The organism is Pseudomonas sp. NBB (assembly GCF_032701105.1).
Classification (GTDB): Bacteria; Pseudomonadota; Gammaproteobacteria; order Pseudomonadales; family Pseudomonadaceae; genus Aquipseudomonas; species Aquipseudomonas asiatica.
The window spans coordinates 4,468,905-4,483,267 of record NZ_CP103994.1 but is presented as its reverse complement, the minus strand read 5'-3'; the positions used below and the strand labels follow the sequence as shown (position 1 = coordinate 4,483,267).

The 14,363-nt window shown below is 63.5% G+C and carries 14 protein-coding genes; 9 read left to right on the top strand and 5 right to left on the bottom strand.

The annotated features are described in order from the left end of the window. Window positions 1-154: 154 nt before the first annotated feature. Window positions 155-937, top strand: a complete 783-nt coding sequence (locus NY023_RS20780; RefSeq protein ID WP_013973777.1) for an AraC family transcriptional regulator — start codon at window positions 155-157, stop codon at window positions 935-937. Here the strand turns inward: NY023_RS20780 and NY023_RS20775 are convergent. Further along, the gene (locus tag NY023_RS20775; protein WP_013973776.1) at window positions 925-1,812 is read right to left on the bottom strand and encodes a LysR family transcriptional regulator; all 888 of its coding nucleotides are present in this window, start codon (window positions 1,810-1,812) and stop codon (window positions 925-927) included. The genes NY023_RS20780 and NY023_RS20775 overlap by 13 nt on opposite strands. A gap of 140 nt (window positions 1,813-1,952) precedes the next feature. Here NY023_RS20775 and moaB point away from each other — a divergent pair, with 140 nt between their 5' ends. Beyond that, window positions 1,953-2,492: a molybdenum cofactor biosynthesis protein B gene (gene moaB, locus NY023_RS20770; RefSeq protein ID WP_003259533.1), complete on the top strand. Its 540-nt coding sequence runs from the start codon at window positions 1,953-1,955 to the stop codon at window positions 2,490-2,492. A 129-nt stretch (window positions 2,493-2,621) separates the two neighbouring features. Here the strand turns inward: moaB and NY023_RS20765 are convergent, their stop codons facing one another. Together NY023_RS20765 and moaA are read right to left on the bottom strand one after the other, a co-directional pair. Beyond that, window positions 2,622-3,521: a bestrophin family protein gene (locus tag NY023_RS20765; protein WP_013973775.1), complete on the bottom strand. Its 900-nt coding sequence runs from the start codon at window positions 3,519-3,521 to the stop codon at window positions 2,622-2,624. A gap of 20 nt (window positions 3,522-3,541) precedes the next feature. Continuing rightward, complete coding sequence (moaA, locus tag NY023_RS20760; protein WP_013973774.1) at window positions 3,542-4,546, bottom strand: GTP 3',8-cyclase MoaA; 1,005 nt, start codon at window positions 4,544-4,546, stop codon at window positions 3,542-3,544. 348 nt (window positions 4,547-4,894) lie between these two features. On the opposite strand from moaA, the gene NY023_RS20755 reads away from it, so the two are divergent. Further along, entirely contained in the window at window positions 4,895-7,225 is a 2,331-nt protein-coding gene (locus tag NY023_RS20755; protein WP_013973773.1) for an FdhF/YdeP family oxidoreductase, read from the top strand. 117 nt (window positions 7,226-7,342) lie between these two features. On the opposite strand, the gene NY023_RS20750 is transcribed toward NY023_RS20755, so the two are convergent. After that, window positions 7,343-7,804, bottom strand: a complete 462-nt coding sequence (locus tag NY023_RS20750) for an Lrp/AsnC family transcriptional regulator (protein ID WP_013973772.1) — start codon at window positions 7,802-7,804, stop codon at window positions 7,343-7,345. 92 nt (window positions 7,805-7,896) lie between these two features. Between NY023_RS20750 and NY023_RS20745 the strand changes: the two genes are divergently transcribed. Beyond that, window positions 7,897-9,078, top strand: coding sequence for a trans-sulfuration enzyme family protein (locus NY023_RS20745; RefSeq protein WP_013973771.1), 1,182 nt, complete (start codon window positions 7,897-7,899; stop codon window positions 9,076-9,078). Window positions 9,079-9,201: 123 nt separating this feature from the next. Here the strand turns inward: NY023_RS20745 and NY023_RS20740 are convergent, their stop codons facing one another. Then, window positions 9,202-9,438, bottom strand: a complete 237-nt coding sequence (locus NY023_RS20740; RefSeq protein WP_003259536.1) for a YdcH family protein — start codon at window positions 9,436-9,438, stop codon at window positions 9,202-9,204. Window positions 9,439-9,555: 117 nt separating this feature from the next. Between NY023_RS20740 and NY023_RS20735 the strand changes: the two genes are divergently transcribed. The 5 genes from NY023_RS20735 (at window position 9,556) to NY023_RS20715 (ending at window position 14,181) form a co-directional block, all read left to right on the top strand. Continuing rightward, window positions 9,556-9,921 (top strand): 5-carboxymethyl-2-hydroxymuconate Delta-isomerase, encoded by a 366-nt coding sequence (locus NY023_RS20735; protein WP_013973770.1) that lies wholly within the window; start codon window positions 9,556-9,558, stop codon window positions 9,919-9,921. Window positions 9,922-10,086: 165 nt separating this feature from the next. After that, complete coding sequence (locus tag NY023_RS20730) at window positions 10,087-11,724, top strand: phosphoethanolamine transferase (protein WP_013973769.1); 1,638 nt, start codon at window positions 10,087-10,089, stop codon at window positions 11,722-11,724. Window positions 11,725-11,822: 98 nt separating this feature from the next. Beyond that, the gene (gene rnd, locus NY023_RS20725) at window positions 11,823-12,956 is read left to right on the top strand and encodes a ribonuclease D (protein ID WP_013973768.1); all 1,134 of its coding nucleotides are present in this window, start codon (window positions 11,823-11,825) and stop codon (window positions 12,954-12,956) included. Continuing rightward, window positions 12,953-13,246, top strand: coding sequence for a YcgL domain-containing protein (locus tag NY023_RS20720; RefSeq protein ID WP_015271354.1), 294 nt, complete (start codon window positions 12,953-12,955; stop codon window positions 13,244-13,246). Before rnd ends, NY023_RS20720 begins: the two co-directional genes overlap by 4 nt. A gap of 2 nt (window positions 13,247-13,248) precedes the next feature. Next, window positions 13,249-14,181, top strand: a complete 933-nt coding sequence (locus tag NY023_RS20715) for a D-2-hydroxyacid dehydrogenase (protein WP_013973766.1) — start codon at window positions 13,249-13,251, stop codon at window positions 14,179-14,181. Window positions 14,182-14,363: the final 182 nt, after the last annotated feature.

The following is a 14,363-nucleotide window of genomic DNA, read 5'->3' as shown; positions in this document are numbered from 1 at the left end:
ACACATAAGGGTTGTAGACATTTACTTGCTGTGCCGGCCTCTTCGCGGGTAAACCCGCTCCTACAGGTATCTCCGCAGCTTCGAGGGCTGCGCAGTACCTGTAGGAGCGGGTTTACCCGCGAAGAGGCCGGCACAGCAAACCGAGAGAGAGCAGATGACCGACACTCCCCTGGCAACCCTGTACCAGTCACTCGACCAGCACCGCCCCGCCAACCTCGAGGCCCTGCTCGCCGGTGTATCCCTGCTGCTGCCGATCCTCGACGCCATCCCCAACGCCGCGATCTTCATCAAGGACCCGGCCGCCCGCTATGTGCTGGCCAACAACACCCTGGTCCAGCGCTGTGGCCTCAAGCGCCTGCAACCGCTGCTGGGCAAGACCAGCGCCGAAGTGTTCCCGGCACAGCTGGGCCCCGGCTACACCGAGCAGGACCGTCGCGTTCTCAAGGAGGGTTTGGTGCTGGAAGACCAACTGGAGCTGCATCTTTACGGCAGCCGCGAGCCTGGCTGGTGCCTGACCCACAAGCGCCCGCTGTACAACCGTGCCGGCGAGATCATCGGCCTGGTCGGCATCTCGGTCGACTTGCAGTCAGCCGCCGACAGCCACCCCGCCTACCAGCGCCTGGCGGCGGTGGACGAGCATATCCGTCGGCATTTCCACCAGCCGATCAGCATGGGCGAGCTGACCCGTATCGCTGGCATTTCCGTGGCCCAGCTGGAGCGCTACTGCAAGCGGGTGTTCCACCTCACGCCACGGCAGATGATCCACAAGGCACGCCTGGAGCACGCCCACCGTTTGCTGCATTCGGAACTGCCGATCACTGAAGTGGCGATGTGCTGCGGCTATACCGACCACAGCGCCTTCAGCCGCCAGTTCAAGCAACTGACCGGCTTCACCCCGCGCCAGTACCGCCAGGCAACCAGCGCTCAGTTGGCCTGAAACAGCACCCGCGCCTCATCGAAGCACTGCTCGGCAATTGCCGAACGCGGTTCGCTGCGGCGCAGCAGCAGGCCGACCGGGCTGTGGATGGCGGCGTCGGCCACCGGCAGGATGCGCAGGTGCTCGCTCAGGTCTTCCAGGCCGCAGTCCAGTGGCATGACCGCACAGCACATGCCGGTGTTGATGGCCTGGATCAGCTGGAAGCTCGAGTCGCTTTCCAGTACCGCATTCGGCTCCAGGCCACGGCTGCGAAAACTCAGGTCCAGCGACTGGCGGTAGTGCATGCCCTTGCTCAGCAGGCCCAGCGGAATGTCGCCCAGCTCGTCCCAGCGCAGGGTGTCGCTGGCGAACTGGAAGTGCCGGGTATCGTGCAGCAGGCCCATGGTGGTGGTGCCCAGTTCGATCACTTCGAAGAAGCTGGTGTTGACCTGGTCCAGGTAGCAGATGCCCAGGTCGAGCTGGTTGCGGCTTAGCCCGTCGATGACCTGTTCCGAGCTGAGCGAGCTGATCTGGAAGTGCAGTTCGGGGTATTTTTCACGCAGCGGCAGCAGCAGGTGCATGGGGTTGAAGCTGGCCAGCGGCACCGTGCCCAGGCGCAGGCTGCCGACCACCTGGCCGCGGCAACTGGCGGCTTCGGCCTGCAAGCCATCGTGCGCGGCGAGCAGGGTACGGGCCCAGGCCAGGATTCGCTCGCCCGCTTCGGTGAAACCTTCGAAGCGCTGGCCGCGCTTGACCAGTACCAGGTCCAGCTCGTCCTCCAGGTTGCGCAGGCGCATGGACAGCGTCGGCTGGGTGATATGGCACAGCGCCGCCGCCTGGCCGAAGTGGCGGGTCTGGTCGAGGGCGATGAGGAATTTGAGCTGCTTGATGTCCATGGAGGTGCCTGGTATCGGGTTATGCAGACCTTAACCCACGTCTGCGATAGATGTCATTGATGAGTCGGTACGCCATATCGATTGGACGCCCCCAGGCCATGCCTCTAGCGTGGCGGCAATGCCACTCGAGGAGCCCCACCGTGCGCGTCCAACCCGATGCGGTCTTCGTACCGCTCAACATCGCCGTGCTGACAGTCAGCGATACCCGTACCTACGACAACGACACTTCCGGTGAGCTGCTGGCCAGCCGCTCGGTGGAGATCGGCCACCGCCTGGTGGCGCGGGCGTTGCTCAAGGACGACCTTTACAAGATCCGCGCCCAGGTCGCCACCTGGATTGCCGACGAACAGGTGCAGGTGGTGCTGATCACCGGCGGTACCGGTTTTACCGGGCGTGACAGCACGCCGGAAGCGGTCGAGTGCCTGCTGGACAAGCGCATCGATGGCTTTGGCGAACTGTTCCGGGCCCTGTCGATTCTCGATATCGGCACCTCGACCGTGCAGAGCCGGGCGCTGGCCGGGCTGTCCAACCGCACGTTGGTGTGCTGCCTGCCGGGCTCCACCGGGGCCTGCCGTACGGCGTGGGAGGGCATCCTGGCGGAGCAGCTGGATGCGCGGCACCGGCCGTGCAACTTCGTCAAGCACCTGAAACCGATCGAGGCCTGTGCAAGCCGGGGCTGAGTTTTTTCCTGTACCGGCCTCTTCGCGGGTAAACCCGCTCCCACAGGTATCGCGCAGGGTTCGAAACCTGTGGGGCCCTGTAGGAGCGGGTTTACCCGCGAAAGGGCCGGCACAGGCCACTGCATTCAGTCAGCTCAATACATGGTCCACCGGCAACAACGCCGGCGGTAGCTGTTGTTCCCCCAACCCCGCCAGCACATCGCGCTCCACGGTCCGCACCATGGCATCGGTCGGCAGATCGTTCTCATCGCGCCCGAACGGGTCTTCCAGTTCGTTGCCAATCGCATCCAGCCCGAAGAACGTGTACCCCACGATGGTGGTGAACAGCGGCGCCAGCCAGCCCAGCGGCTCGGCCAGGGCAAACGGTAGCAACAGGCAGAAGATGTAGATGGTGCGGTGCAGCAGCAGCGTGTAGGGGAACGGCAACGGCGTGCCCTTGATCCGCTCGCAGGTAGCCTGCACTTCGGTCAGCCCCACCAGCCGCTGCTCCAGCAGGCTGTAGCGCCAGTCACTGATCTGCTGCTGTGTTGCCAGCCGCGAGCAGTGCCCGCCGATTTCGCGCAGGATGGCGTCGCACACGTTGTGCGGGCTGATTGCATCGGGCCGGGCCAGCCAGGGCCGGGCGGCGGCCAGTTCGTCCTCGCTGCGCAGCCGAGCATTCAGCGCATGGGCAAAGCCGCACAGGCTGCGCAACAGTTCGGCACGCAGGGTTTCGTCGGTAATCACCAGGCTTTCGCGCACGAACGAACGGGTTTCGATGATCAGCTTGCCCCAGGCCTTGCGCCCCTCCCACCAGCGGTCATAGCAGGCGTTGTTGCGAAAACTCATGAAAATCGACAGCGACAGGCCCAGCAAGGTGAACGGGGTGGCGCTGACCGGGTAGAAAAACGCCGGGAAATGCCGCTCGACCAACACGATCAGCGCGGCCAGCAGGGTGATCGTCAGGCAACGCAGGGCGATGCGCTTGACGATCGAACCCTTGAGGGTGAACAGCACACGCAGCACATCGGGGGTGGGGTGGACGATCATGGAAATCCAGAGACGGCTGCCTAGCCGCCGGTCATGTTCATGAAACGCAGGATCTGCACGTCGCCACCGACTTCGAAATGATGGCGGTAGGGCTTGAGGTGCAAGGAATCACGAATGGCCTTTTCCAGGCGTTCGGGGTTGCCGGGGTGGGCGCGCAGAACCTGCTTCAGGTCCACCGAGTGTTCATTGCCCAGGCACAGCAGCAGGCGGCCTTCGACGGTGAGTCGCACGCGGTTGCAGGTGGCGCAGAAGTTGTGGCTGTGTGGCGAAATGAAGCCGACCCGAGTATTGGCGGCTTCGGCCAGGCGCCAGTAGCGGGCGGGGCCCTGGGACGACTCGGTCGATTCGACAAATGTGAACTGCTCGGCCAGCAGCGCACGTACTTCGTCACTGGAGCAGAACGACTCGCCGCGTTCATGTTCGCTGATCACGCCCAAGGGCATTTCTTCGATGAAGGTGATGTCCAGTTCGCGGTCGATGGCAAAGCGCACCAGGTCGACCAGTTCGTGGTCGTTGCGGCCTTTGAGGACTACGCAGTTGAGCTTGGTGCGCTTGAAACCGGCCTGGCGGGCGGCGTCGATGCCGGCGATCACCTGGTGCAGGTCGCCGGTGCGGGTCAGTTGCTTGAAGCGCTCGGCGTCCAGGCTGTCGAGGCTGATGTTCAGGCGCGTGACACCTGCGTCGAACAGCGGCTGGGCCAGGCGCCCGAGTTGCGAGCCGTTGCTGGTCAGGCACAACTCGCGCAGGCCGGGCAGGGCGGCGATGCGCCCGCACAGGTCGACGATGCCCTGGCGCACCAGCGGCTCGCCGCCGGTCAGGCGGATCTTGCGGGTGCCAAGGGCGACGAAGCGCTCGGCCACCTGGAGCAGTTCCTCAAGGCTGAGGATTTGCTGGCGCGGCAGGAACTGCATGTCTTCGGCCATGCAGTACACGCAACGGAAGTCGCAGCGGTCGGTGACCGACATCCGCAGGTAGTCGATTTTCCGGTTGAAGCCGTCGATCAGGGCCCGGCTGTTCTGTTCCACGTTCGCGCTCGAATGGGTAGGGACTCAATCCAAGCTATAACTTGGGCGCAGGGCCGTCAAATTGCTTTGTCCGACCGATTGATCGATGGTCTCTATCATGGCTGCAGGTCACGTATTTCAAAGTGTTGACCGCGTCGCCCAATTCGCGGGTAAACCCGCTCCCACAGGTAAAGCGCAGGGCTCGAAACCTGTGGGGGCCCTGTGGGAGCGGGTTCACCCGCGAAGGCCGTGGCGCGGTTCCAGCCCATGATCGAAACCGCCTATCACCCCGTAAGATCTTTCGATTGGACGGCTCTACCCCACGCTCCATAGGCTGAAAAAAAGCATCGAAGCGTGAGGATTCACCGCATGAGCCAGGACCAACATATCAGGGACTACAAAGGCGCCGCCGCCGGCTGGGGGGCGCTCAAGAGCGTGACCAAGAGCTGGCTGGGCAGCGACAATGCCTTCAAGAACCTGCGGGCCATGCTCAAGACCAACCAGAACGGCGGCTTCGACTGCCCCGGCTGCGCCTGGGGCGAGTCGCCGGAAAACGACATGGTCAAGTTCTGCGAGAACGGCGCCAAGGCGGTCAACTGGGAAGCCACCGGCCGCTCGGTGGACCCGGCATTCTTCGCCAGGTACAGCGTCAGTGCGCTGGCCGAGCAGACCGACTACTGGCTGGAGTACCAGGGCCGCCTGACCCACCCGATGCGCTACGACGCGGCCACCGACCACTATGTCGAAACCAGCTGGGAAGAAGCCTTTGCGCTGGTTGCGCAACACTTGCGCGCACTCGAATCGCCCGACCAGGCCGAGTTCTACACCTCGGGCCGGGCCAGCAACGAGGCGGCGTTCCTCTACCAGCTGTTCGTCCGCGCCTACGGCACCAACAACTTCCCCGACTGCTCGAACATGTGCCATGAAGCCAGCGGCGTGGGCATGTCGGAAACCCTCGGCGTGGGCAAGGGCACCGTGGTGTTTCACGACCTGGAACTGGCCGATGCCATCTTCGTCATCGGTCAGAACCCCGGCACCAACCACCCGCGGATGCTCGAACCGCTGCGTGAAGCGGTGAAGCGTGGTGCCCAGGTGGTCTGCTTCAACCCGCTCAAGGAGCGCGGCCTGGAGCGCTTCCAGCACCCGCAGCACCCGTTCGAGATGCTCAGCAATGGCTCCGAACCAACCAATACGGCCTACTTCCGCCCGGCCCTGGGCGGTGACATGGCAGTGATGCGTGGCATTGCCAAGTACCTGCTGCAGTGGGAACGCGAAGCCCAGGCCAATGGCGAACCGGCGGTGTTCGACCATGCCTTCATCGCCGAGCACACCAGTGGCATCGACGCATACCTGGAAACCGTGGATGCCACGCCCTGGGCGCACATCGTCGAGCAATCGGGCCTGACCCAGGCCGAGATCGAACTGGCCGCGCGCATGTACCGCAAGGCCGAACGGGTAATCATGTGCTGGGCCATGGGCGTCACCCAGCACCGCCACTCGGTGCCGACCGTTCAGGAAATCGTCAACCTGCAGCTGCTGCGCGGTAACGTCGGCAAGCCCGGTGCCGGCCTGTCACCGGTGCGCGGCCACAGCAACGTGCAGGGCGACCGCACCATGGGCATCGACGAGAAGCCCGGGGCGGCCCTGCTCGATGCCATCGAAGAACGCTTCCGGTTCCGCGTGCCGCGTGCCCACGGGCACAACGCCGTGCTGGCGATCAAGGCCATGGAAGAGGGGCGGGCCGAGGTGTTCATCGGCCTGGGTGGCAACTTTGCCCAGGCCACGCCGGATACGCCGCGCACCCATGCGGCCATGCGCAATTGCGCGCTGACCGTGCAGATTTCCACCAAGCTCAACCGCTCGCACCTGGTCACCGGCCGCGATGCGTTGATCCTGCCGTGCCTGGGCCGTACCGAAATCGACATGCAGGCCAGCGGGCCGCAAGGCGTGACCGTGGAGGACACCTTCAGCATGGTGCACATCTCCCACGGCCAGCTGCGCCCGCGCTCGCCGCACCTGCGCTCGGAGCCGTGGATCATCGCCGGCATGGCCCAGGCGACCTTGGGCAAACAGCCGATCGACTGGGAATACGCAGTTGCCGACTATGGCCGTATCCGCAGCATGATTGCCGATGTGATACCCGGCTTTACCGATTTCAACGAGCGCCTGCAGCACCCAGGTGGTTTCCACCTGGGCAACAATGCCGCCGACCGTACCTGGCGCACGGCCACAGGTAAGGCGCGCTTCAGCCCGCACCGGCTGCCGGAGCAACTGGTGAATGCCAAGGTGCTGGCGCGCGGTGACAAGCCCGACCTGATCCTGCAGACCCTGCGCTCGCACGACCAGTACAACACCACCCTGTATGGCCTGGACGACCGTTATCGCGGGGTGTTCGGCCTGCGTGAAGTGGTGTTCGTCAACGAGGTGGACATCCGCCGGATGGGCTTCGAGCCGGGCGAACATGTGGACCTGGTGTCGCTGTGGGAGGATGGCGTGGAGCGGCGCGTCTCGGGCTTCCGCCTGGTGGCGTATGACGTGCCCGAGGGGCAGGCGGCGGCCTATTACCCGGAGACCAACCCGCTGGTGCCGCTGGAAAGCTATGGCGAGGGGACCTATACCCCGACCTCGAAGTTCGTGGCGATCAAGGTCGAGAAGGCCAAGGCGGGGAACCGGATTGCGGCGGTGCTGGCCGCGGATTGATCGGTTGCCTGTGCTGGCCTCTTCGCGGGCTTGCCCGCTCCCACAGGAGTACCACAGGTGCTGAAAACTGTGGGGTCCCTGTGGGAGCGGGCAAGCCCGCGAAGAATCCAGCACCGATCAGGAACGGTTCACCGGGTAAGCCGTGGTGTACTTCATCTGCTCCATGGCAAAACTGGAAGTGATGTTCGACAGCCCGTCAGTACTGGTGATCAGCTTTTTATAAAACCGGTCATACGCCGCAATGTCCCCAACCACCACCCGCAGCATGTAATCCCAGTCCCCCGACATGCGGTAGAACTCCATCACTTCCTCGAACCCGGTCACGGTCGCGGCAAACTGCTCCAGCCAGGCGCTGTCGTGGCGCTGGGTCTTGAGCTGGACGAACACCGTCAGCCCCAGCCCCAGCCGTTCCGGGTCGAGCAGGGCGACACGGCCGACAATGTAGCCGTCTTCTTCCAGGCGCCTGACCCGCTTCCAGCACGGCGTGGTGGAGAGGTTGACGGCCTCGGCCAGGTCCTTGAGCGAGATCGAGGCGTCGCGCTGAAGCAGGGTGAGAATGTGCTGGTCGAAGCTGTCCATATCGCGCGTGGGCCGTGGAGAAAAATATTTCACAGATTACCCCAAGGCTAGAAGATTTGGGTTGTGCGATAGTGGCGACTTTCACTCTGCCAATGGGCCTGACCATGTCCGACAAGCCGCGCAATTTCGCCACCCGTACCATTCACGCCGGTGAGCAGTTCAGCGTCGCCGATAACGCTATTTTCCCGGCGATCGTCACCGCCAGCTCGTTCACCAAGCGCAGCCTGGACGACAAACCGGAATACTCCTACAGCCGCGTCGGCAACCCCACCCGGCATGCCTATGAAACCTGTGTCGCCGCCCTGGAAGAGGGCGTTGGCGCGGTCGCCTGCGCCTCGGGCGTGAACGCCACCGCCACCGTGCTGGAGCTGCTGCCCAAGGATGCCCATGTGGTGGTGATGAACGGCGTGTACGGCGGTACCTTCCGCATCATGGAAGACTACCGCAGCCGCACCTCGGGCCTGACCACCACCTACGTCGACCTCAACGACCTCGAGGCGGTGGCCGCCGCCATCAAGCCGGAAACCCAGCTGATCTGGATCGAATCGCCGACCAACCCGTTGCTGCACCTGGTCGACATCAAGGCGGTGTGCGACCTGGCCAAGGCACGGGGCATCCTCACTTGCATCGACAACACCTTCTGCTCGCCGTGGAATCAGCGCCCGATCACCCTGGGCGTGGACCTGGTGATGCACTCGGCCAGCAAGTACATCGGCGGCCACTCCGACCTCACCGGTGGCGTGGTCGTAGCTGCCAATGATGCGCTGTTGGCGCGCCTGCGCCGCATCAGCATGGCGATTGGCGCGGTGCAGGGGCCGTTCGACTGCTACCTGGCCCTGCGCGGTCTGAAGACCCTGGATGTGCGCATGGAGCGCCAGTGTGCCAATGCCCTGCAGGTGGCACGCTTCCTCGAAAGCCACGCGCAGATCGAGCAGGTGTATTACCCGGGGCTGGAAAGCCACCCGCAACATGAGTTGTGCAAACGGCAGATGCGCAGTGGCGGGGCGGTAGTGGCGATGAAGGTCAAGGGCGACCGGGTCGCGCTAAACCGCCTGGTGGAGGCGCTGCAGATCTTCGTGCTGGCCGACTCGCTGGGCGGGGTGGAAAGCATGATCAACCACTCCTGGAGCATGTCGCACTGCTCGCTGAGCCCGGAGCAGAAGGGCGTGATGGGCATCAGCGAAAACCTGCTGCGGTTGTCGGTGGGGATCGAGGATTACCGGGACCTGGTCGAGGACCTGGATGGGGCATTGAAGGCTGCGGCTGCTATGTGAGGGCTGCTGGCCTCTTCGCGGGTGAACCCGCTCCCACAGGTATTGCGCTGCCTTCAGGTTTGGCGCTGTACTTGTAGGAGCGGGCAAGCCCGCGAAGAGGCCGGTGGATTCAATGAATTCCTGTCAGGATTTGGGCGGATGAATGATCCGTTCGATCTTGTCCTTGATCAGCAAGCGCTCCTTGCGCAGGCGGTTGACGGTTTCGTCGTTGGTGCCGTTGCCTTCGGCAGCGACCACCTCTTTGTCTTTTGCGTTGTATTCCTTGTGCAGTGAGTGCAGCGTCTGGTCCTTGTCCATGAGCGCCTGGAATGCATCAGCGGTAACGTGCAGGTCAGCGAGCAGATCATGCGGAACTGGCATTTCTTCACCTCTGTCGGGGGTTGGCGGATGGTTCTGACCTTTGAGGATAGTCGTCTTTGCGCAGGTAGGGGACTGGGGTAGGCTGTCGCATCTCCCCCGTGACCCGGAACCTGCGCCATGCCTCACCTGAACCTCGAATACAGCGACAACCTGAGTGAGCTGAATGTCGACGTCCTGCTGCTGCGCCTGAACCATGCCCTGGTCGGCAGTGGCCAGTTCGCCGACGAGGCCGATATCAAAAGCCGCGCCGAAGCCTTCAAGCACTATCGGGTGGGCACCGCGCCCGGCGAGCGTGCCTTTGCCCATGTGCGCCTGGCCATCCTCAGCGGGCGCTCGCCCGAGGTGAAGACGCAACTGTCCACCAGCCTGCTCGACGTGTTGCGTGACGCCATCCCCGGGCAACCCGGGCTTGATATCCAGCTGTGCGTGGAAGTGCTGGACATCGAGCGCGAGCCGTATGCCAAGGCACGCCTGCGAGGCTGAACAAGCGCTGAATGAACTTCTTTTAATGTAGAAAAGGCGCCTGCTCACGAATTTGTTGGCGTCTTTTTCACAAAATATTGATGGCACGCTTTCTAGAGTTCAGCCAAGTTTCCCCGGTGCCGCGCAGGCCCTCGGGCTGATAATCACTCTTGATTGCGAACACTGATGCTCAACTTCAAATCCCTGCGGACTGAATGGGTCACGCTGCTGGCCAGCCTTTACCTGCTGATAGGCTTCAATGTCTTCCTCTGGCAGCATCTCGAACAGGTCGTGCCGCCCGGTTTGCCGGGGCTTTGGCTGAGCCTGGCGTTTGCCGTGCTGATGCTGTTCGCGTTCAACCTGATCCTTACGTTGTTCGCCTTCCGTTATGTATTGAAGCCAATACTTATCGTGTTGTTCATGAGTGGCGCGGGTGTGGCTTACTTCATGAACCAGTACGGCGTACTCATTGACGCGGGCATGTTCCGCAATATTGCGGAAACCAACGTGGCGGAAGTGCGTGACCTGCTTTCGTTGAAGTTTGCCTTGTATATCCTGGGCCTCGGTGTAGTGCCTTCGCTGCTGTTGTGGAAGGCGCCGATCGCCTATCGCGCCTGGCACCGTGAACTGCTCGGCAAGCTGGTGGTTGGCGGTGCCTGCGTGGTGGCCCTGGGCTCGGTGGCACTGGTCAACTACCAGGGCCTTTCGTCGCTGTTTCGCAACCACCACGAACTGCGCCTGATGCTCACCCCCAGCAATATCGTGGGTGCCTCCATCGGTTATGTCAGCGAGCGCGTCGGTACCGCATCACGGCCCTTCCAGCATTACGGCGAAGATGCCAAGCGTGACGCTGCCTGGCAAAAGCATGAACGCAAGTCGCTGACTGTGCTGGTGGTGGGTGAAAGTGCGCGGGCAGATCACTTCGGCGTGCTCGGCTACAACCGCGATACCACACCGAACCTTGCCAGGGAGCAGGGCCTGCTGGCGTTCTCCGATGTTCACTCCTGCGGCACGGAAACCGCCGTTTCGGTGCCGTGCATGTTCTCTGGCATGAAGCGCAAGGACTACGATGCCCGCGTGGCGAAGAACCGCGAAGGGTTGCTGGACATCCTCCAGCGGACCGGCCTGGCGGTGCAGTGGCGTGACAATCAATCGGGCTGCAAGGGTACCTGCGACCGCGTGCAGTTCATCGATGTCAGCAAACTCCAGGACCCGCAGTTGTGCGCTGATGGTGAATGCCATGACCAGATCCTGCTGCAGGGCCTGGGTGAGCTGATCGACAACCTCGACAAGGACACCGTGCTGGTGCTGCACCAGATGGGCAGCCACGGGCCTGAATACTTCAAGCGCTACCCCGGCGCCGACCAGCGCTTTGCCCCGGTGTGCCAGAGCAACGCGCTGGACCAGTGCAGCGAACAGGAAATCGTCAACGGCTACGACAACACCCTGGCCTATACCGACAAGGTGCTGGCCTCGCTGATCGATACCCTGCGCAGCAAGCAGGACAAGGTCGACACGGCGATGATCTACCTGTCCGACCATGGCGAGTCGCTGGGTGAGTACAACCTGTTCCTGCACGGCACGCCTTACGCCATCGCCCCCGAGCAGCAGAAGCATGTGCCGTTGCTGACCTGGTTCTCCGACAGCTACAAGGAGGACTTCGGCGTCGACACCGATTGCCTGGCCAAGCTCAGCGATGCGCCGCTGTCGCAGGACAACCTGTTCCACTCGATGCTCGGCCTGTTGCAGGTGCGTACCGAGGTCTACCAGCAATCGCTGGACATGTTCGCCAGCTGCCGGCCGTGGCTGGCGGCCAAGCGCTGAGTCTGACTGCACCGTTTATCCATTCCAGGGATGGCGCAGGTTTCACCAGCAGTGCCCGCGCCGTATATACTGCGCGCCAATGTTAGTGGGAGAGCCTCGTGGCCATCGAAATACACTGGATCCGTGACGACCAGAGCCTGGCCGAACACTGCCGCGACTGGCATCAGCTGCCCTTTGTCGCCGTCGACACCGAATTCATGCGGGTCGACACCTTCTACCCGAAAGCCGGGCTTATCCAGATCGGCGATGGCCAGCGTGCCTTCCTGATCGACCCGTTGCTGATCGGCAACTGGCAACCCCTGGCCGAACTGCTGGATGACAGCGGTGTGGTCAAGGTGCTGCACGCCTGCAGCGAAGACCTCGAAGTGCTGCTGCGCCTGACCGGCAAGCTGCCACAGCCGCTGTTCGACACCCAACTGGCGGCCGGTTATCTGAACCTGGGGTTCTCCATGGGTTATTCGCGCCTGGTGCAGGATGTGCTGGGTATTGACCTGCCCAAGGGCGAAACCCGCTCCGACTGGCTGCAGCGCCCGCTCTCGGAAACCCAGGTCAGCTATGCCGCCGAGGATGCCGTGCACTTGGCCGAGCTGTTCACCGTGTTGCGCCCGCGCCTGAGTGACGACAAGTACGCCTGGGTGCTGGAGGACGGCGCCGAGCTGGTGGCTGCATTGCGCCGCGAAGTCGAGCCCGAAAGCCTGTACCGCGACGTCAAGCTGGCCTGGAAGCTGGCCCCCCAGCAACTGGCAGTGCTGCGTGAGCTGTGTGCCTGGCGCGAGCGTGAAGCGCGCAACCGCGACGTACCGCGCAATCGCATCCTCAAGGAGCACTCGCTGTGGCCGATGGCCAAGAGCCAGCCGAGCAACCTGTCGGCGCTGGCCAAGATCGACGAGATGCATCCGCGCACCATTCGTCAGGACGGTGAGTTCCTCATCCAGCTGATCAAGCGTGCCGCCAGCCTGCCAGCCGAGCAATGGCCACAGGCCTTGCCCGAGCCTTTGCCGATCGAGGCCGCAGGTATCCTCAAGCAGCTGCGTGCCATCGGCCAGGCCGAAGGTGAGCGCCTGGGCATTGCCCCCGAGCTGATGCTGCGCAAAAAAGCCCTGGAAGCGCTGCTCAAGAGCGGCTACCCCAATGGCCCCTATCAATTGCCCGATTCGCTGCGCGGCTGGCGCCGTGAGCGCATGGGCCAGGCCCTGCTGGACAGCCTCGCAGGCGCCGGAGAGACCCGATGAAACGCATTTGCTCTATCTACAAGAGCCCCCGCAAGAACGAAATGTACCTGTACGTGCTCAAGGCCGACGGCCTGGAGCGCGTGCCCGAAGGCCTGCTGCCGTTCTTCGGCACCCCCGTGCACGCCTTCGACCTGGTGCTTACCCCCGAGCGCAAGCTGGCCCGCGAGGATATCGCCAAGGTGCTGGAAAACCTCGACAACCAGGGTTACCACCTGCAGATGCCGCCGCCGGAAGACGACTACATCGAGCACCTGCCCGAAGAGTTGCTGCGCCGTAACGACCCTGCCTGATCATGCGAGTACTGATTGCTGAGCATGATCATGCTCGATACGCCGAGATCTTGCGCGCAGCCGCGCCTGAGCTGGAAGTCCTGACCAGCGGCGACTCCGCCGAACTGGCACGCCAGGCGCCACAGTGCCCGGTGTGGCTGGGCCAGCCGGACCTGCTGGCAAGCCTGTTGCGCCAGGGCCACAAGCCGGGCTGGATGCAGTCCACCTGGGCCGGTATCACCCCGCTGCTGGCCGAGGGCCTGCCGCGCGACTATCGCCTGACCCGCGCCGTGGGCATCTTTGGCCAGGTGATGGCCGAGTACATGCTCACCTACATGCTCGGCCATGAGCGCGAGGTGCTGTCGCGGCTGGTCAGCCAGGTCGAGCGTCGTTGGGACGACCGCCCGGGGCGGACCCTGGAAGGGCGCAAGGTGCTGATCGTCGGCACTGGCGACATTGGCCAGCGGGTGGCCGAGTTCCTGCAGGCGTTTGGCGTGGTGCTGTATGGCGTTGCCAGCAGCGCCCGCGAGCAGGCGCCGTTCGTCGAGGTAGCGGCGCTGGCCGACCTGCCGCGCCTGGTGAGTCAGGTCGATTACGTACTCAACCTGCTGCCGGATACCCCGGCAACCCACGACCTGTATGACGCGGCACTGTTCAAGCGCTTCCAGCCCACGGCGCTGTTCATCAATGCAGGGCGCGGCGCTGCGGTGGTCGACGCTGACCTGGTCGAGGCACTGAAGGAAGGGCACCTGGCGGGGGCGGTGATCGATGTCTGCCGGCAGGAGCCGTTGCCCAGGCAACACCCGTTCTGGACGGCGTGGGGCTTGCTGCTGACCGGGCACAGCTCGGCACCCACCTCGCCGGCGGCGATGGTGCGGTTGTTTGTCGAGAATGTGCGGGCGTATGCGGCGGGGCAGGGGTTGCGAGGTGAAGTGGACTTCGCCCGAGGCTATTGATTTCTGTTGCCTGTACTGGCCTCTTCGCGGGTAAACCCGCTCCCACAGGATCCCCACTACCCTCAGGTCCTGTGGGAGGCTGGTGTTGGCTGTGCTGGCACAGGATCAACACAGGCCCCATGGGGCAGTGGAGATCCTGTGGGAGCGGGTTTACCCGCGAAGAGGACGGTACAGCCAATAAA